Below are 18,976 nucleotides of genomic sequence, written 5' to 3'. Positions count from 1 at the left end.
TTACTCCTTGGCCTTCGGCGCGGCGGCCGGCGTGGCCGGCTTCAGCACCGGACGGTTCTGCCGGTCCACGGCGGTCACCGGCTGGCCTGCGCGCAGCAGGTGGCCACCTGCGGCCACCACCCAGTCACCGGCAGCGACGCCGGACAGCACCGGCACGCTGTTGCTGCCATAGGCACCGGTGGTGACGGCCACTTCCTTCAGCGTGCTGTTGGCCGGGTCCACCACCCAGACGCTGGAGGCACCGTTGGCACCACGCTGCAGAGCGGCCAACGGCAGCTGCAGGGTGCCGGCGCGGCCGGCGCTGCTGAACACCCGCGCGCTCTGGCCCAGCTCGACATCGGCCAGCGCATCGGCAGCCAGGCTGACGCGGGTAGCGTAGGTGCGCGCCTGCGGATCGGCCGCAGCGGCGATCTCGCGGATCGTACCCGGCATGCGCTGGCCCGGCCGGTTCCACAGTTCTACCTGTACCGGCTGGCCCACCGCGTAGTCGCGGAAGGTCGCTTCGGGCAGGTCGATCAGCACTTCGCGGGCGCCATCGGCGGCCAGGTTGAAGATGGTCTGGCCGGCCGACACCACCTGCCCGGCCTCGGCCTCGCGGCTGGCGATCACGCCGTCGGCCGGCGCGCGCAGCTGGGCATAGCCTGCCTGGTTGCGCAGCACGTCGAGGTTGGCGCGGGCCGCGTTGGCCTGGCCCTGTGCGGCCTTGAAGGCGGCACTCTGCTGGTCCAGCTGCGAGCGGCTGACCAGCTGCTGGTCGGCGAGTACCCGGTAGCGCTTGAGGTCATCGCGGGTACGCGCCAGGTCGGCCTCGGCGGCCGCCAGCTGTGCCTGCGAGGCGCGGGCCTGCAGGGCGAAGTCGGCCACGTCCAGCTCGGCCAGCACATCGCCCTTCTTCACCCGCTGGCCGGCATCGACGTGGCGCTTGACCAGGTTGCCGCCCACGCGGAACGACAGCGGGCTCTCCTGGCGGGCCCGGATGGTGCCCGGGAACGACGCCGCACCCTGCCCGGCCTGCTCGCCCGGATGCACCACCAGCACCGGCACCGCCGCCTGCGGCGCCTGCTCCGGCCCCGAACAGGCGGCCAGCGCCACCACCCACACCCAACTGCCCAGCCAGCGCACGCTCTTCATCGGTCAACATCCTGAAAACACAGGGTTCAAACGCGGGGGAGCCGACACGAGGGCCAACCCCAATTTAGTAAACTGGCCGGTATAGTATAAATATCGAACCGGTTGGTCTAGTATTACGGGAATGAGTTCTCCCACTTCCCGCAAAGCATCGGCCAAGCCTGCTGCCAAGGCCGCCGGTCCCGGGCGTCCGAAGGACCTCGGCAAGCGCGCGGCAATCCTCGAAGCGGCCAAGACCCTGTTCGTAGAACAGGGCTATACCGGCGTGAGCATGGACAGCATCGCCGCCCAGGCGGGTGTATCGAAGCTGACCGTTTACAGCCATTTCGGCGATAAAGAAACGCTTTTCACCGAAGCTGTGCAGTCCAAGTGCATGGAGATGCTGCCGGACGCGCTGTTCGTGGCCGATGCCGAAGGCCCGCTGCGCGACCAGCTGCTGGGCATCGGCCAGGCCTTCTTCGAGATGATCACTTCCGATGCGGCGATCTCGGTCCAGCGGGTGATGATGGCCCCGGAAACCGACGAACGGCTGCGCGAACTGTTCTGGCAGGCCGGCCCGGAACGCACCTGCGAGGCGCTGGCCGATTTCCTGCGCTCGCGCACCGCGCGCGGCGAGCTTGAGATCAGCGATTTCCGCTTGGCCGGCCAGCAGTTCCTGACCCTCATCAAGGGCGAGGTGCATATGAGCCGGATGTGCGGCATGCCGCTGTCACCGGGGCAGTGCGATGCTTGCAACCACGTGCCCGACAGCGTCGATTTCTTCCTGCGCGCCTATGCGCCGCGGGGGCCTGGAAGCGCCTGAAGCACCAAACTGAACAAACCGGAGGTCGCGATGACTTCCGGCACTGCGACCCCGGCCGCCCGAAAGCTGATGCTCTGGGCGCGCCGCCGGCCTCCGGCACCGGTAAAATGGCCGGCCCACTGCGCTGGATTTGAACCTCATGACGATTGATTACGCCCACGCCCGCGAACTGATGGTGGAACAGCAGATCCGTCCCTGGGACGTGCTGGACATCAAGGTGCTCGACGTGCTCGCCCGCCTGCCGCGCGAGGCCTTTGTCGCCGACGCGCACCGGGCGCTGGCCTATGCCGATGTCGAACTGCCGATCGGCAACGGCCAGAAGATGATGAAGCCGGTCATCGAGGGCCGTACCCTGCAGGCGCTGGATCTGCAGCCGGGTGACGAAGTGCTTGAAATCGGCACCGGCAGCGGCTTCCTCTCGGCCTGCATCGGCGCGCTGGCGCGCGACGTGCTGAGCCTGGAAATCGACCCGGAGCTGGCCGCTGCTGCACGCGCCCGCCTGGATGCTTCGGGCCTGGGCACCAACGTCCGCGTCGAAGTGGCCGATGCCCTGACCTGGCAGACCGAGCGCCGTTTCGACGTGATCTGTGTCACTGGCGCGGTCGACGTGGTGCCGTCACAGTTCGCCTCGTGGCTGCGTCCCGGTGGTCGCCTGTTCGTGATCCACGGCCGTTCGCCGGCGATGGAAGCCCTGCTGGTCAAGGCCGACGGCAGCACCGAATCGCTGTTTGAAACCGATATCGATTACCTGCGCGGTGCCGCCCCGGCACCCCAGTTCCACCTCTGAGTCCAAGGAAGCCGCAATGATCCGCCGATCCCTCGCTGTTGCGCTGGCCACTGCCCTGCTGCCGTTGTCCGCCCATGCCGCCGACCTGCTGCAGGTCTACGAAATGGCACGCAATGGCGATCCGCAACTGTCGGCCGCCGAATCGACCCGGCTGTACGACAAGGAAGGCGCCGTGCAGGCGCGTGCCGCGCTGCTGCCGCAGATCAACGGCACCGCCTCGTTGAACCGCACGCGCACCGAAGCCGATGCCGATGCCAACTCCGGCACCGTCACCAGCAAGCGCCGCAACTACACGATCGACGGCAGCCAGACGCTTTTCAACTGGACGCAGATCAACAACCTGCGCTCGCAGCGTGAGCTGAGCAAGGCGGCGGATTTCACCCTCGATTCGGCCAACGACAGCCTGATCGTGCGCAGCTCGGCGGCCTACTTCAACGTGCTGGTGGCGATCGAATCGCTGAACGCCGCACAGACCAATGAAGCGGCCGCGAAGAAGCAGTTCGACTTCGCCGACAAGCGCCTGGAAGTGGGCCTGGCGCCGATCACCGACGTGCACGAAGCACGTGCCCAGTACGACCAGGCACGCGCCAACACCATCGTTGCGCAGAACACCCTGGCCGATAACTATCAGGCCCTGACCGAACTGACCGGCCAGCCGGTGATGAACCTGAAGGGCCTGCCGGCCGACTTCCGTCCGGAAGTGCCGGCCAACCGCGGCAACATCAGCGAACTGGTGCAGCAGGCGACCAGCCAGAACCCGGCGCTGAAGGCGCAGGAACTGAAGGTCAGCGCGGCTGAAGCCGGTGTGCAGGCGGCCCGTGGCGGCCACTACCCGACCCTGTCGCTGGGCGGCAGCTGGGGCAAGAGCGCGACCTGGGGCGACAGCGTCGGTTCCGGTTCGCTGTCCCCGGATGCACGCACCAACAGCATCGGCCTGACCCTGAGCGTGCCGATCTTCTCCGGCGGTGCCACCCAGTCCGGCGTGCGCCAGGCGCTGGCCCAGCGTGACATCGCCCAGGACGGCTACGAGCAGCAGAAGCGCGCCCTGGACCGCAACACCCGCAATGCCTACCAGACCCTGGTGCAGGGCATCAGCGAAGTGGAAGCCCGCCGCCTGGCAGTGGTCTCGGCGCAGAGCGCGTATGACGCGTCGCAGGTCGGCCTGGAAGTGGGTACCCGCACTGTGCTGGACGTGATCCAGAACCAGCGCATCCTGTTCTCGGCGCAGCTGGACTACGCCAACGCCCGCTACACCTTCCTGCAGAACCGCCTGCTGCTGAGCCAGTCGCTCGGTGCGCTGGACGTGGCCGAACTGCAGGACATCAACCGCCTGCTGACCCAGGATGCCGGCAACCCGGCCACGACCACGAACTGAGTCGTCGCCTGCCGGTAGAACGAAGAAGCCACCCGCGAGGGTGGCTTTTTTGTGGGTGCGGGTCGCCGGGGGAGCATCCACGCATGGCGTGGATCTACTGGCATGGTGCGGGCGCGCGTGCATCCACGCGTGGCGTGGATCTACTGGCGCGCGGAACCGCGCCATGCGTGGATGCCGTTCGCGGTTGCGCCTCCCTACCCCTGCCAAAGCTGGATCTGCCGGGCCAGCGGCACCAGGCACAACACGGCCGCCAACGGCGCCAACAGGCAGATCAACGCCGTGCGCTGTCGCGGCACCTGGCCCTGTGGGCGAAGCAGACCCAGGCACACCACTGCGAGCAACGGCAACACGCCAAGGCCCGGCGGCAACACCGCGCGCTCGGGCAGCCAAGGCACCAGCAGCATCGCCAGCGCAGCCATACCCAAGGCCAGCGTTGCCCGCCCCGGATCGCAATCGTCACGATCAGCGGCAGCACGCGGCCGCCGCCACAGCGCCGGCAGCAGTTCCACCGCCAGCAGCACCACCACCACCTGCAGCGCCATCAGCCCGGCCCAGCCTGCCACCGGCAGCAGCGGCAGCATCCACTGCAGCTGCGGGACCGCCTGCACGGCCACCGTCAGCGGCCGCGTGCTGTCGAGCGCCGCGAACTGCACCAGGCCCGACTGCAGCGCCGCCAGTCCCATCAGCAGCAGCATGGCCGCCAGGACCGCACCACCCGCCACCTGGGTCAGCTGCCGGTGGGGTCGCTGCACCCGCGGTGCCACGCCCAGCAGCAGGCCCGCGCTGGCAAACACCCCCAACAGGGGCACGGCCGCGGCCACCACGCCGCCCAGGCCGAAACGATGCGCCCCGGTGGAGGACGGCATCCACGGCACCCAGTTGCCGTAATGCACGTAGCGCGCGGCCAGCAGCACCAGCAGCAGGCCCAAGCCCACTTTCACGGTCAGCAGCCCGCAGGCGACCAGCAGCGCACGACGTGGCCGCAGCATCGCCGCCAGGCCGACCGGCAGCAGGCCCAGCGCCGCCGCCATGGATATCGGCAGCCAGCGCTGCGGCGCTGCGCCGAGCGCGCCGGCGGCGGCGTACAGGTGGCGGGCCCCTGACTGCGCGGCACCGGCCAGGGTGGCCAGCAGATCCAGCAGCAGCAGGGCCAGCAGGACGGCCGCCATCCGTTGCCCGCACACACCCTGCAACAACGCCGGCAGCCCTGCTGCATCCGGCGTGCGGCGCATGACCTCGCGCAGGCAGAACAGCAGCGGCGCTGTGCCCACGGCCGCCAGCAACAGGCTCAGCACGATGGCCGGCCCCGCGCGTGCCGCGGTGTTATGGCTGACCAGCGCGATCACACTGCCCCCGATCAGCAGGGTCAGCGCCAGCACCAGCAGGTGGTCGCTGCCCAACCGGTCGAACGCCGCGTGCCCGCTGCGCAGACCGCTACCGCTGTCGTCCTTCATCGCAAGCTCCCTTGATGCCATCCAAGCGTGATGGACATCAGGCTGGCAGCACGGACCAAGGGACGGAATCAGAATCGGCCGAACGTGTGCCGCGTTGTGATGGCAGCCACGGGGCGACGATGCATGGCGGTCCGACTACGACAGCGCGGCGGGTGTCAAGCAGGCTTGAATCTGTTGAACGCGACAGTGCCGGCACGGCACCGTGCGCCTGTCTTAGCCGCGCGGCGGCGGCAGGTGCGGCGCGACCAGCGCCAGCGTGCGCTGCAGGGCCCCGCGGCCGTTGCTCACCAGCGTGCAACCGACCCGCGCCATGTCCTCGCGGGCCTGCGCGTCGTCCAGCAGGTGCTGCAGCAGATCGCCCACCGCCTGCACGTCCTCGCCGATCAGCAGCGCCCCGGCCTCGCGCATGCGCCGCGAGATCTCTGAGAAATTATGCAGGTGCGGACCGGTCACCGCAGCCGTGCCCATCGCTGCCGGTTCCAGCAGGTTGTGCCCGCCGATGGCCTGCAGGCTGCCGCCGACGAAGGCGACCTGCGCGCAGCCATAGAACGGCATCAGTTCGCCCAGCGTATCGATGACGAACACTTCGGTGCCCGCCATCGGCCACTGCTGCGCACGGCGCGTGGCCACGCTCCAGCCCTGCTCGCGGGCCAGAGCCTCGACCTTCGGGAATCGCTCGGGATGGCGTGGTGCCCACAGCAGCAGCAGGTCCGGATGGCGCTCGCGCAGGCGCCGATGCAGGTCGATCACCGCCTGCTCTTCGCCATCGTGGGTGCTGGCAGCGATCCACACCGGACGCGAAGCCGGCACCTGCGCATGGAACTGGGCCACGAACGGCCGCACGTCCGGCGTGGCGATGTCGAACTTCAGGTTGCCCAGCGCCTGTACCTGCTCCGGCGCCGCGCCGAGCTGCACGAAGCGCGCCGCATCATCTTCCGACTGTGCGGCCACGCAGGTGACGGTGCGCAGCGCGCGGCGGATGAGCGCGGCCAGCACCCGGTAGCCACGCAGCGAGCGGGCCGACAGGCGGGCGTTGAGGATGTAGACCGGGATGCGGCGGTCACGGCAGCCGAACAGCATGTTCGGCCACAGTTCGGTTTCCAGGATCAGGGCCAGGCTGGGCTGGAAGTGGCCGAGGAAGCGGTTGACGCTGCCCGGTACGTCATACGGCAGGTAGACGTGGTCCAGCGCGTCGCCCCACAGCGCGCGCACCCGTTCCGAACCGGTCGGGGTGATGGTGGTGATGACCCAGCGGATGTCCGGCCGCTGCTCGCGCAGGGCGTTGACCAGCGGCGCGGCGGCGTTGACCTCGCCCACCGAGACCGCGTGCAGCCAGACCCGCGGCTGGCCGGTCGGCTGCGGGTAGGACGCATAGCGTTCATCCCAGCGCCGGAAGTATTCACGGACCCGGAAGCCGCGCCACACCAGGTGGTACACGGTGATCGGCAGCAGGATGTAGAGCACGGCCGAGTACAGGCCGCGCAGGATCCATTCGACAGGGTCTTTACGCATGCAGCAAGGATACGGGAGCCCCCCGGGAAAGACACGCGGCGGGGTTGGTAGAATGGCGGCATGTCCGATGCCTCTACCGCCGTCCGCCCGTCCCTGGCCGATCCCCGCAACTGGCCGATGTTCGCGGCCATGTTCGCCGCGTTCGGCATCGCCCGGCTGCCCTGGATGCTGCAGCGCGCGCTCGGCCGCGGCGTCGGCTGGATCACCTGGCGCACGCTTGGCAGCCGCCGCCGTGCCGCCGAGGTCAACCTCAAGCTGTGCTTCCCCGAGAAGGACGAGGCCTGGCGCAACCGCCTGGTGCGCGACAGCTTCGACGCCCTCGGCGTGGGCATCTTCGAATGCGCGCGTTCGTGGTGGGGCAGCATCGACAGCATCCGCCCGCAGGTACAGATTGAAGGCCTGGAGCACCTGAAGCAGATGCAGGCCGAAGGCCGCGGCGTGCTGCTGGTGTCGGGCCATTTCATGACCCTGGAGATGTGCGGCCGCCTGCTGTGCGACCACGTCGACCTGTCGGGCATGTACCGCAAGCACAAGAACCCGGTGTACGAGTGGGCGGTGAAGTTCGGCCGGCTGCGCTACGCCAAGGCGATGTATGCCAACGAGGACATCCGTGCCACCGTGCGCCACCTGAAGAAGGGCGGCTTCCTGTGGTACGCGCCAGACCAGGACATGCGCGGCAAGGACACCGTGTTCGTGCCGTTCTTCGGCCACACCGCCGCTACCATCACCGCCACCCACCAGCTGGCGCGGATGACCGGCTGCGCGGTCATTCCCTACTTCCACCGCCGCGAAGGCGGAAAGTACTTCCTGAGGATCGGCGCGCCGCTGGAGAACTTCCCCAGCGAGGACGTGGAAGCCGATACCACGCGGGTCAACCAGGCCATCGAACAGATGGTGCGCGAGGCCCCGGACCAGTACCTGTGGATCCATCGGCGGTTCAAGCGCCAGCCCGGCGGCCGCAGCGATTTCTACAAGTAGATTCACGCCATGCGTGGATCTACAGCGGCCACCGGCACCACGCATAGGGGTACTCCCCCACCTCGCCGGCCAACCCGGCGCGGATCGGGTTGGCCATGATGTACATCGCCTTCTCGTGCAATGACTCGTCGGTGCGCACCGCGTGATCGTGGTACCCGTGCTGCCACACCGCACCGCGTCGGCCCAGCTGCTGGTTCAGCAGGCGGCTGCTGCGGGATTTGAGCAGGGACATGCATTCGGCGAGCGTGCCTTGCTGCAGTTCCATCAGCCAATGCAGATGGGGCATGACCACCCAGGCAAGGCTGTGGCTGATGCCGGCGCGCTCGACGAAACGCAGGGCGTCGACCAGCACCGCGACGTTGGCGGCATCGGAGAAGAAGGGCTCACGGCCAAGGGTGGTCGTGGTCAACGAGTACACGATGCCGGTGCAGGAGTGGCGACCGTAGCGGAGTTTTGGGCTGGCCATGGCGCCAGCGTGCGATAGGCACGCGAGCGTCGGTATTGGGGGGTTGCCCTTACTGGTGTCGGGAAAGCTCCATCCACGCATGGCGTGGATCTACTGCAACGCCTCCGGTTCGCGGGCCAGCAGGGTGCCGACGAACAACGCCGCCAACAACACCGTCACCCCGCCCCAGAACGTGGAATAGAACGCGAGGTGGGTGTTGAGCGGGAACACGGTGGCGGCCAGGGCCAGCATTGCCGGGCGCGCGCGGTCACGGGCCGCGGGCGGTGCGAAGCGCCAGGCGCGCCATGCCTGGGCGACGGCGGCCAGCCACAGCAGCAGGCCCAGCACGCCGGTTTCGGCGAGGATTTCCAGCACGATCTGGTGTGCGTGCAGCGCCGGTTCGGCGCCCCACACCGCGGGCCCATCGTCACCGACGCACTGCGGGTACGCATCGCGGAAGCCGCGTGCGCCCACGCCGTTGATCGGGTGCCCGGCAATCATGCAACCGGCCGCACTCCAGATGCGCCCGCGCCCGGACAGCGCCTGGTCGACGCCCTCGGTGCCGCCGTCCCAGGCCATCGCGGTGCGCGCCACGCGCTCGCGCAGCTGCGGCACGCTGGCGGTCAGTGCCGCCGCGGCCAGCAGGCCGACCACCGCCAGCAGGCCCAGCCGTTTCCAACCAAGCTGGCGCACGCCGCTGTAGGCCACGATCACCGCGAAGGTGATCCACGACGCGCGCGAACCGGCCAGCAGCAGCACGATGGCCATCGCAGCGCCGGCGAGCAGCCAGCCCGGCGTGCCGAAGCGGCGTGCGGCGGGGAGCAGCAGGAACGGCGAGAGGCTGGCCAGGACCTGCCCGAACTTGAGATTGCAGGGCCCCAGCGGACCGCTGAGGCGGTCAGCCAAAGCCATTTCCTCGGCCGGGCACAGTGCATGGCCGCTGACGACGAGCTTCAGTTGCTGCAGCGACCAGAACCACGGGCTGGTGCCCGCCACTGCCTGCACCAATGCATCCAGCGTCCACAGGGCGGTGATCAGCGCCAGGCCACCGAAGATCAGGCGGCGCCGCTGCGGGGTGGCCACGGCGATCGCCACCAGCCACATGAAGGGCAGGTAGCGCAGGCCGGCGGCCGCCTTGGTCCACGACGCCGCCGGGTCGATCGCATCGAACGCGGAGAACGCCTGCGGCAGCCAGTAACCGAGGAACAGGATCGAGGTCAGCGCCCACGCGGCGGGTGTCAGCAGGTGCGGCCGGCGCTGCAGGCGGCGCATGATCATGCGCACCGCGGCATACACCGCGCCGAGGCCGAGCACGGTTTCGGCGATGCCCGGCAACGGCCACAGGGCCACGTAGGCCAGCACCCACCACGGCGCCCAGCGCCCGGCGCGCTCGTCACCCGCGATGGGTGCGGCGTCAGCGTGCAAGGTCGGCATAGAGGCGGAGGGTGTCGCGCTGCATGGTCTGCAGGGTAAACGGGATACGGCTCGGCAAGGACGGTGGCTGCGCCAGCAGGGCCAGCGCACGTTCACCCAGCGCCCCTGCATCGCCCAGCGGCACGGCGCCGGCCGGCTGCAGCTGCTGCAGCAGTTCGCCCACGCCACCATGGTCCCAGCCCAGCACCGGGCGACCGACCGACAGCGCCTCGACCACGGTACGGCCGAACGCCTCGGGCTTGTCCGACAGCTGCAGGACCAGATCGCTGGCCGCATAGGCCTGGGCGATGCGCGCGGTCGGGGTGCTGATCTGCACCGCCTCGGCCACGCCCAGCGCGGCCGCCCGGCGCCGCAGCTCGGCCACGTAGCTTTCGCGGCCGGGCTCGTCGGTGCCCAGCATCCACAGCTGTGCCGGCACGCCGGCAGCGCGCACATCGGCCAGCAGCTGCAGTGCGTGCGCATGGCCCTTCAGGCGGGTGCCACGGCCCGGCAGCAGCAGCAGCGGGCCGTCGACCTGGGCCAGCCACGGGTAATCGGCGGCCAGCGCCAGCCGCGGCCGACGGTCGGCACGGGCCACGCGGGGGAACTGGCTGACATCGACGCCGCGCGGAATGACCTGCAGGCGCTGTTCCGGCACCGTCGGGTAATGCTGGCGCACGTAGTCGCGCACCGTGTTGGAAACGCAGATGACGCGCTCACCACTGGTCATCACCGCGCTGTAGCGGCTGGGCGAGTTCAGGCCGTGCACGGTGGTCACCCAGTGCGGGCGCTGCGCGGCCGGCATCGCGCGGATCGCGTACAGGCCCAGCCACGCCGGCAGGCGCGAGCGCGCATGCACGATGTCCGCGCCGACCTCGGCGAACAACCGCCGCAGGGTAGGCAGGTGGCGCAGGGTCAGCAGCGATTTGCGGCCGATATCGAGGGTGAGGTGCTCGGCACCGCTGTCCAGCAGCGGCTTCACCAGGCGGCCACCGGCGGACACCACCAGCGCGCGATGGCCGGCGGCGGCCAGGGCTGCAGCGATTTCCAGGGTGGAGCGCTCGACGCCACCGGAGTGCAGCGCCGGCAGCAACTGCACCACGGTCAGTCGGCGCATCGAGGTGCCTGCTTAGTCGGCCAGCACGAAGGTGGAACCACAGTACGGGCACTTCGCCTCGCCGTTGGGCTCATCTTCGATCGGCAGGTACACGCGCGGATGCGAGTTCCACAGCGCCATTTCCGGGGTCGGGCAGCTCAGCGGCAGGTCGCTGCGGTGCACGGTGTAGCGCTTTTCGGCGTTGGCGGGCGCGGTGGCGGTATGGCTCATGGCGGGTGTCGATGAACGGATTGCGAGGCCTGCGATTCTAGCACCTTGGGGCGGTCCGGCCGCCCCCCTGCCCGTTCAAGGCCCCCGGGCGTACCCGGGGGCCAGCGGCCCTACTGGAAGTCCAGCGACAGTTCCAGGAAGGCCGAACGGCCGAAGGCGTTGTAGACGCCCTGGTCGTAGTACGGCCAGTTGCCGTTGCTGCGGTCGATCGGCGGCATCTCGTCGGTCAGGTTGTTGACCGTCAGCAGCAGGCTGGCCAGGTCGTTGATGCGGTAGCCGACCGTGGCGTTCCAGGTGGTCCAGGGGCCGATGTTGCGCTGCTCGCCGCGGCTGTCCCAGGTGGGGGCATTGCGTATGCCGAAGGCGCTGGCGGTGAACGGCCCGCGCTTCCAGTTCACGCCCAGGGTGGCGCGGTACTGCAGTTCATTGGAGTTGGCGCAGCACAGCTGGTCGTAGACCGGGTCGCCTTCCTTGTCCTGGGTGGTGTGCTTGAGCGGCCGGTAGTAGCCGGCATTGACCGTGAAATCACCCACCGACTGCGTGCCCCAGCGGTAGTCCAGCGCCGCCTGCACGCCGTTCTGGCGCTGGCTGGCGATGTTGATCGGGTACGAGAACACCTTGTCCACGCCATTCGGGTTGAGCGGATCGGTGGCCGGCTTGCGCTGCACCTGGCCCAGCACCTGCTGGCAGGTGGGCGAGTTGACGTCGAACTGGGTCTGCCCGTTCTCCGAGACACCCAGGCGGCAGTTGGCCTCGGTGTCGAGGATGCTGTCGGTACCGAGGATGCGTACTTCGTTCTCGATGACCACCGAGTTGTAGTCCACCGACAGGGTCAAGGCGTTGTCCAGCGTCGACCACACCACGCCATAGGTGAAGGTGCGCGCGGTGATGTCCTTCAGGTCGCGGTTGCCGGTGCTGGAGGACAGCACCGAGAGGCCGGACTGGTCGCACTCGTCGAAGTTGTCGGAGGTGTACCCGGCCTGCCGGCATTGGTAGAAATCGGTGTTGGTGGTGTAGCCACTGCTTTCGCGCGAGAACAGGTAGAACATGTCCGGCGAGCGGAACGCAGTGGCGTAGCTGCCGCGCAGCAGCAGCGATTCGACCGGCCGGTATTCCAGGCCCAGCTTCCAGGTGGCCTTGCCGTTGCCACCGCCGCCCTGCAGCGCGTACTTGTCGTAGCGACCGGACAGGTTGGCGCTGAACGTATCGATGATCGGCACCTGCAGTTCGGCGCCCAGCGCGTACAGGTCACGCTGGCCCTGCGCCGAGGTGCCGGCGGTCTGCCCGCGGAACAGCACGCCCGCATTGGGATCGGCCGACTGGTTGAAGAACTTCTCGCGCTGGCCCTGCGCGATCAGCGCGAAGCCGACGTCGCCGGCCGGCAAGGTGAACAGCGAACGATCGGTCAGCAGCGCGGTCACTGCGGTGCGCGACGCACTGGATGCGGCACGATTGAGGCCGCTGAAATTGTCGTACTGCTCGCGGTTGATCGGTTGGTACAGGCGCGACAGATCCGGCGCGTAGACCTCGTAGCCATCCTGCAAGCCGAGCATCGGCCCCAGGTAGTAGTCGTCAACGCCGTTCTTCGCCAGGAAATCGGTGGATTTGCGGGTGACGTCGGTGCTGGAGCGGTTGACGTAGACGTCGTAGTCGAAGCCGCCGAGCACACCGCGCACGCCCGCGGTGATGTTGAGCGAGCGGGTGTAGACGCGCTGGTCCTTGGCATCCAGGCCGACCTCCTCCGGCGCGTAGATGCGCTGCCACTGCTCATACTGGCCGCTGGTCTGGTTGTAGAAGGTCTTGTTCCAGAACGGACTGCCACCGCTGTAGGTGGGCCGGCCGAAGCCGAACAGGATGTCCGAGTACAGCTCGGTCTCCGGGCTGAGGTGGTAGCGCAGGAAGGTGGTGGCGTTGACGTCCTGGCTCGAGTTGTACAGCGACGCGGTGCCGACGTTGTCAGGCGTGCCGCAGTAGTAGCCGCCACCAGAGATGTCGCGGTGCGCGTACACGGTGCTGCCGCCGAACAGGTCCGACAGGGGCGCGCAGGTGGCCGCGCCCGGGTCGATGTAGGCGTTGGGGCCCATGCGCATGCGCAGGAAGCTGCGCGAAGGATCCTGCGGGCCGGTCGGGTTGTCGTTGACGCTGTCGATGCGGCTGCGGTCGAAGGCATGGATCGCCTTCTGGTTGGTGTATTCCAGCCCGTAGCTGATATCGAGGTTGCCGAAGGTCTGGCCGCTGCTGGCGCTGAAGCGCTGGCTGGAGCCGCCGCCCTGACTGTAGCCGCCGACGCGGTAGCGCAGGTGGGTGCCTTCCACGCGGTCCTTCAGCACGATGTTGACCACGCCGGCAATGGCCGAGGAGCCATACACCGAGGACTGGCCACCGGTGAGCACGTCGATGCGCTCGACCATTCCCAACGGGATGTTGGCGATGTCGGCGATGCTGGTGTTGCCGTTGTAGGCCAGCGGGTAGCTGTTGATCGGCCGCCCGTTGATGAGGGTGAGGGTGTAGCTGGGGTCCAGGCCGAACAGGCTGATGGTCTTGGCGCCCGGGGTGTAGAAGCCGGTGCCCTGCGAATCCTGCACGGAGCCGTTCGACACCGGCAGCGAGCGCAGCGCGTCGAACACGGTGGTGAAGCCCTGTGCCTGGATCTGCTCGGCGGTGATGGTGGTGACCGGCGAAGGACCCTCCACCTGCGCCCGCGGGATGAGCGAGCCGGTGACCTTGACCGCATCCAGGTCGCGGGTGCGCGGGGGATCGGTGCCCTCCCCCTGCGGGGTGGACTGGGCCTGTACGGCAAGCGGCGACAACAGCAACGACGACATCAACAACGACAACAACCGGGGTTTCATCAAGCTCTCTCCAGAGGCGGATGACGGTCCAGCCGGTGGGGGGCGGACGGGAAGGTCGTGGATGGACGGCAGTGGTGGGCAACAACGGGCGGCGGGGGCCGGCCCGGATCAGGACATGCGGGGCATTCCGGTACAGGGGGTGAGCTGGCCACTTTTAAATCGATCCAAGGCAACCTGTCAATAATTTGAAATGAAACGGTTTTGCCGTATTTGGATCGAACTAATTGCACTTGTCAGGGGGCAATGGGCTGAGGCAGGATCGGGACGATTCCGACCCTGACCCGATCGCACGGCCCGACCCCCACCGGACCGGCATCGCCCCTTTCCACTGCCCTTGGGCGGCGGGCGCGATGCTGTCCGTGGTGCGTGCCGATGCGGGTTCTGCCTGCCGCCTGCCCTACCGGGAGACCCTGCATGACCCTGTCCGATCCGCGCCGCGCCCTGCTTCCGCTTGCCCTCGCCCTGGCCTGCGCCACCCCCGCCCTGCCCGCACTGGCACAGGGCCTGCAGACCTCGTTCGAAGCGGGGGAACCGGCACCGGCCAAGGCCGGCGGCGCCCTGAAGGTGCAGATCGGCAACGGCCCGGCCGAGCCCTATACGGCCAAGCGCAACGTCGGCTACAGCGGCCTGCGCGCCCTGCACTACCAGGCTGCCGGTGGCAGCGCGCGGCGCGAGCTGTTCAGCACCGACCTGGCCATCGATGCCGAGACCACCCTGTCCTGGCTGGTGCTGCCGGAGATCGTCGGCAGGGACACCGTGGCCTCCACCCATGTCTCGCTGGACCTGCGCCTGGACGATGGCAGCCGCGTTTCCGCCAGCAGCGCGCGCGACCAGCACGGCATCGCGCTGGGTGCACGCGCGCAGGGCGAATCGAAGACGCTGTACCCGCAGCAGTGGGCACGCAAGGCGGTGCGCCTGGGCGATGTGCCGGCGCTGCGCGGCCGCCGCGTGGTCGCCATCGAACTGGAGGTGGCCAGCGCCGACGGTGCGCCGGTCTCCGGCTGGATCGACGACGTGCGCCTGGATGCGCAGCCGCGCACCGTGCCGCAGCGGGTTTCGGACTGGGTGCTGACCACCCGCGGCACCCAGGCCAACGGCACCTTCTCGCGTGGCAACAACTTCCCGGCCACCGCAGTACCGCACGGCTTCAACTTCTGGACCCCGGTGACCGACGCCGGTGCACTGAACTGGCTGTACCGCTGGAACGAGCAGAACGACGCAAAGAACCGCCCGCAGCTGCAGGCACTGGCACTGAGCCACCAGCCCAGCCCGTGGATGGGTGACCGCCAGACCTTCCAGGTGATGCCTTCGGCCAGCCGCGGCGTGCCCGAGGCCGACCGAGGCAAGCGCGCGCTGTCCTTCGACCGCAGCCATGAGCGCGCGCGGCCGTACCGCTATGACGTGCGCTTCGACAACGGCATCGCCGCCGCCATCGCGCCGACCGACCATGCCGCACTGTTCCACTTCGCCTTCCCCGAGGGCGGTGATGCCAACCTGCTGTTCGACAACGTCGATGCACGCGGCGGCCTGACCCTGGATACAGCCACGCAGACCCTCAGCGGCTACACCGACACCCGCAGCGGGCTGTCCAACGGTGCGACCCGCATGTACGTGGTCGCCCGCTTCGACAAGCCGTGGCGCAGCAGCGGCCGCATCGACACCGGCCGCCCCACCGGCTACATCAAGTTCGACGCCGGCAGCGACCGCCAGGTGACCATGCGCATCGCCACCTCGCTGATCTCGGTCGAGCAGGCGCGGCACAACCTGGACCTGGAAATCGCCGCCGCCGATACGCTCGACAGCGTGGCCGGCCGCGCGCAGGACGCCTGGGATGCACGCCTGGCCCGCTTCGACATCGGCAATGCCAGCGACGATGCGAAGACCACGCTGTATTCCAGCCTGTACCGCCTGTACCTGTACCCCAATTCCGGCCATGAAAATGCCGGCACGGCGGCCGCACCCGATTGGCGCTACGCCAGCCAGGCCAGTGCCGAGGACAACAACACCGACGGCAGCGCCAGCCGCAGCTTCGCGCCGGTGCGCGATGGCCAGGTGTACGTCAACAACGGCTTCTGGGACACCTTCCGCACCACGTGGCCGGCGTATGCGCTGTTCACCCCGGACGATGCCGGCAAGCTGGTGCAGGGCTTCATCGAGCAGTACCGCGCGGGCGGCTGGATCGCACGCTGGTCCTCGCCGGGCTATGCGGACCTGATGGTCGGCACCAGCTCGGACGTGGCCTTCGCCGACGCGTGGCTGAAGGGCATCGGTGGTTTCGACCCGGCCGAGGCGTATGCCGCCGCGCTGAAGAACGCCACCGTGGTGCCGCCGGACCGCCATGTCGGCCGCAAGGGCATGGACCGTTCGACCTTCCGCGGCTACGCCAGCGCCGACGTGCATGAAGGCATGTCGTGGACGATGGAAGGTGCGTTGAACGACTTCGGCATCGCCAACATGGCCGAGGCCCTGGCCAAGCGCGCGGCCAGCGCCGCCGAACGCGAGCGCTACAGCACCGAGGCCGACTACTTCCGCTACCGCGCGGCCGGCTATTCGACCCTGTTCGACCCGGCCGCCGGCTTCTTCCAGGGCCGCAAGGAAGATGGCAGCTGGCGCCTGGATTCGAAGGGCTACGACCCGCGCGTGTGGGGCTACGATTACACCGAATCCAATGGCTGGACGTTCGCCTTCACCGCCGCGCACGATGGCGAGGGCCTGGCTGCACTGTACGGTGGCCGCGACAAGCTGGCCGCCAAGCTGGATACGTTCTTCTCGACCCCGGAAACCGCCGACCCGGCGCTGGCCGGTTCCTACGGCGGCACCATCCATGAGATGACCGAAGCGCGCGACGTGCGCATGGGCATGTACGCCCACAGCAACCAGCCGGCGCACCACATCCCGTGGATGTACCTGTACGCCGGGCAGCCATGGAAGACCCAGCAGCACGTGCGCGAGATCCTGTCGCGACTGTATGTCGGCAGCGAGATCGGCCAGGGCTACCCGGGCGATGAGGACAACGGCGAGACTTCGGCGTGGTATGTGCTGGCCTCGCTGGGCCTGTACCCGCTGCGCATGGGCGCGCCGGAGTACGTGATCGGCTCGCCGGCCTTCGAGCATGCCCGGGTGGAACTGCAGGGCGGCGCGGTGCTGACCGTCAACGCGGCCAACAACTCGGCGCAGAACGTCTACGTGCAGTCGCTGAAGATCAACGGCAAGCCGTGGACGAAGACCTGGGTGCCGCATGAGGTGATCGCCAAGGGCGCGACGCTGGACTTCGTGATGGGTCCGCAGCCCTCGCGCTGGGGTACCGGCGTGGATGATGTGCCGCATTCGCTGACCGCGCCGGGCAAGCGCCCGCAGATGCTGCATGACCTGCTCGGCAACGGTGCCCGCGCGGCGCTGGCCGATGGCCGTGCCGTGCCAGCGCTGCTGGACGACGATGCAACCACGGCCGTGCCGCTGGGCACGGGCGCCACCATCGCACTGAGCGCGGTGGGCGAGGGCGCACCGACGATGTACACGCTGACCAGCGGCGAAGGCGCGATACGCGGGGCCGGATGGACGCTGGAAGCGCGTACCGCCGGCGGCCGCTGGACGACACTGGATGAGCGCCGTAGCGAAGATTTCACCTCGCCGCGGCAGACGCGTCCGTTCCGCATCGCCTCGCCCTCACGCTTTGCAGAGTACCGTCTGCGCGTCGCTGCGCCGGGGCGCCTGCAGCTGGCCGAGATCGAACTGCTGTCGCCCTCCACCGTAAACTGATCCCATGCGCCTTCGCCTGCTGACTCTCGCCCTCACTGCATTCACCCTGCCCGGCATGGCGCAGGCCCAGCCATCGCAGACCGATGCCTTTGATGGCCAGGTCACCCGCGAACGCGTGACCCTCTCCTACCAGGATCCCACCGGCGCGCTGCCCGCACCGGTGCGGAAGCGGATCATCGACACGTTCTACTTCGCCTACCTGCGCGAACGGGCGGATTTCCATCCGGAGGCGCCGGCCGACGTGCGCATCGTGATCGACCCGGCCTACAACGGCGTGGCCTACGTGGGCGACAAGGACAAGGCCAGCACGATCACCATCAACCCGGGCTGGCTGCTGCAGCACCCCGATGACATCGACCTGGTGACCCATGAGGCGATGCACATCGTGCAGGGCTACCCGAGCTACGGCGACAAGCGCGTGCCGGGCTGGCTGGTGGAAGGCATCGCCGACTACGCACGCGACCGTTATGGCATGGGCAACGCTGCGGCCGGCTGGGCGCTGCCGCAGAAGGTGGGCAAGGGGCAGACCGTGGAAAGCGGCTACCGGGTGACCGGTGCGTTCCTGAAGTGGGCCGAGGGCGAACACCCCGGCCTGGTACTGGCGCTGGACAAGGCCCTGCGTGCAGGCCAGTACACCCCGGCGCTGTGGCAGAAGCACGCCGGCAAGGCACTGCCGGCCCTGTGGGCTGAGTACGCCAAGCCGCGCTCGGATGCCCCGCCGCCGACACCGGCACGACGCGGCAAGCGCTGACCGGTAGCGCCGGGCCATGCCCGGCGGAATGCCTGATCCGCCGCGCTGCGCGCTCGCCGGGCATGGCCCGGCGCTACCCGTTCCGGTTTCCGCTGCGCGGAAACAGAAACCCGCCCCGTAGCTGATTGCTGGGTAGAGTCGACTGTCAGTCGACTCTACCGGTTTCCGCTCACGACGCGGCAAGCGCTGACCGGTAGCGGCGGGCCATGCCCGGCGGAATGCCTGATCCGCCGCGCTGCGCGCTCGCCGGGCACGGCCCGGCGCTACCCGATCCGGTTTCCGCTGCGCGGAAACAGAAACGCGCCCCGTGGCTGATTGCTGGGTAGAGTCGACTGTCAGTCGACTATCGCGCGAAGCGCGGGGTTGTCGATGGCGGAGACAAGCAGCAGTCGA

At 68.7% G+C, this 18,976-nt stretch carries 14 protein-coding genes; 6 read left to right on the top strand and 8 right to left on the bottom strand.

Translation table 11 applies throughout. The features are described from left to right. A complete protein-coding gene (locus tag FJU31_RS01680) occupies positions 1-1,131 on the bottom strand; it encodes an efflux RND transporter periplasmic adaptor subunit (protein WP_150453228.1) in 1,131 nt (376 codons plus the stop codon). Positions 1,132-1,252: 121 nt separating this feature from the next. Between FJU31_RS01680 and FJU31_RS01675 the strand changes: the two genes are divergently transcribed. The 3 genes from FJU31_RS01675 (at position 1,253) to FJU31_RS01665 (ending at position 4,092) form a co-directional block, all read left to right on the top strand. Next, positions 1,253-1,930 carry a TetR/AcrR family transcriptional regulator gene (locus FJU31_RS01675; RefSeq protein WP_150453227.1) on the top strand — a complete coding sequence of 226 codons (678 nt, stop codon included), beginning with the start codon at positions 1,253-1,255 and terminating at the stop codon, positions 1,928-1,930. Between the two features lie 139 nt (positions 1,931-2,069). Continuing rightward, entirely contained in the window at positions 2,070-2,717 is a 648-nt protein-coding gene (locus FJU31_RS01670) for a protein-L-isoaspartate O-methyltransferase family protein (protein ID WP_150453226.1), read from the top strand. Between the two features lie 16 nt (positions 2,718-2,733). Beyond that, positions 2,734-4,092: a TolC family outer membrane protein gene (locus FJU31_RS01665; RefSeq protein WP_108769940.1), complete on the top strand. Its 1,359-nt coding sequence runs from the start codon at positions 2,734-2,736 to the stop codon at positions 4,090-4,092. Positions 4,093-4,286: 194 nt separating this feature from the next. Here the strand turns inward: FJU31_RS01665 and FJU31_RS01660 are convergent, their stop codons facing one another. Together FJU31_RS01660 and waaA are read right to left on the bottom strand one after the other, a co-directional pair. Next, positions 4,287-5,546 carry an amino acid transporter gene (locus FJU31_RS01660; protein ID WP_150453225.1) on the bottom strand — a complete coding sequence of 420 codons (1,260 nt, stop codon included), beginning with the start codon at positions 5,544-5,546 and terminating at the stop codon, positions 4,287-4,289. Positions 5,547-5,759: 213 nt separating this feature from the next. Continuing rightward, complete coding sequence (gene waaA / locus FJU31_RS01655; protein WP_150453224.1) at positions 5,760-7,058, bottom strand: lipid IV(A) 3-deoxy-D-manno-octulosonic acid transferase; 1,299 nt, start codon at positions 7,056-7,058, stop codon at positions 5,760-5,762. Positions 7,059-7,118: 60 nt separating this feature from the next. Here waaA and FJU31_RS01650 point away from each other — a divergent pair, with 60 nt between their 5' ends. Continuing rightward, complete coding sequence (locus FJU31_RS01650) at positions 7,119-8,036, top strand: LpxL/LpxP family Kdo(2)-lipid IV(A) lauroyl/palmitoleoyl acyltransferase (RefSeq protein ID WP_150453223.1); 918 nt, start codon at positions 7,119-7,121, stop codon at positions 8,034-8,036. Positions 8,037-8,055: 19 nt separating this feature from the next. Here the strand turns inward: FJU31_RS01650 and FJU31_RS01645 are convergent, their stop codons facing one another. The 5 genes from FJU31_RS01645 to FJU31_RS01625 form a co-directional block, all read right to left on the bottom strand. Then, on the bottom strand, positions 8,056-8,502 hold the full coding sequence (locus tag FJU31_RS01645; protein ID WP_150453222.1) for an REP-associated tyrosine transposase: 447 nt from the start codon (positions 8,500-8,502) through the stop codon (positions 8,056-8,058). Between the two features lie 90 nt (positions 8,503-8,592). Further along, positions 8,593-9,915 carry an O-antigen ligase family protein gene (locus tag FJU31_RS01640; RefSeq protein ID WP_150453221.1) on the bottom strand — a complete coding sequence of 441 codons (1,323 nt, stop codon included), beginning with the start codon at positions 9,913-9,915 and terminating at the stop codon, positions 8,593-8,595. Next, complete coding sequence (locus tag FJU31_RS01635; RefSeq protein ID WP_150453220.1) at positions 9,896-11,011, bottom strand: glycosyltransferase; 1,116 nt, start codon at positions 11,009-11,011, stop codon at positions 9,896-9,898. The genes FJU31_RS01640 and FJU31_RS01635 overlap by 20 nt, the downstream gene beginning before the upstream one ends. Positions 11,012-11,023: 12 nt before the next feature. Further along, the gene (locus tag FJU31_RS01630; RefSeq protein ID WP_108769947.1) at positions 11,024-11,221 is read right to left on the bottom strand and encodes a zinc-finger domain-containing protein; all 198 of its coding nucleotides are present in this window, start codon (positions 11,219-11,221) and stop codon (positions 11,024-11,026) included. Between the two features lie 110 nt (positions 11,222-11,331). Next, a complete protein-coding gene (locus FJU31_RS01625) occupies positions 11,332-14,073 on the bottom strand; it encodes a TonB-dependent receptor plug domain-containing protein (RefSeq protein WP_150453219.1) in 2,742 nt (913 codons plus the stop codon). 414 nt (positions 14,074-14,487) lie between these two features. Between FJU31_RS01625 and FJU31_RS01620 the strand changes: the two genes are divergently transcribed. Together FJU31_RS01620 and FJU31_RS01615 are read left to right on the top strand one after the other, a co-directional pair. Then, on the top strand, positions 14,488-17,832 hold the full coding sequence (locus FJU31_RS01620; RefSeq protein WP_150453218.1) for a GH92 family glycosyl hydrolase: 3,345 nt from the start codon (positions 14,488-14,490) through the stop codon (positions 17,830-17,832). A gap of 4 nt (positions 17,833-17,836) precedes the next feature. Next, positions 17,837-18,583: a basic secretory protein-like protein gene (locus FJU31_RS01615; protein WP_150453217.1), complete on the top strand. Its 747-nt coding sequence runs from the start codon at positions 17,837-17,839 to the stop codon at positions 18,581-18,583. The last annotated feature ends 393 nt before the right edge of the window (positions 18,584-18,976 follow it).

It is taken from the genome of Stenotrophomonas cyclobalanopsidis (genome assembly GCF_008710035.1).
Classification (GTDB): Bacteria; Pseudomonadota; Gammaproteobacteria; order Xanthomonadales; family Xanthomonadaceae; genus Stenotrophomonas; species Stenotrophomonas cyclobalanopsidis.
This window is presented reverse-complemented; position numbering and strand designations above follow the sequence as displayed.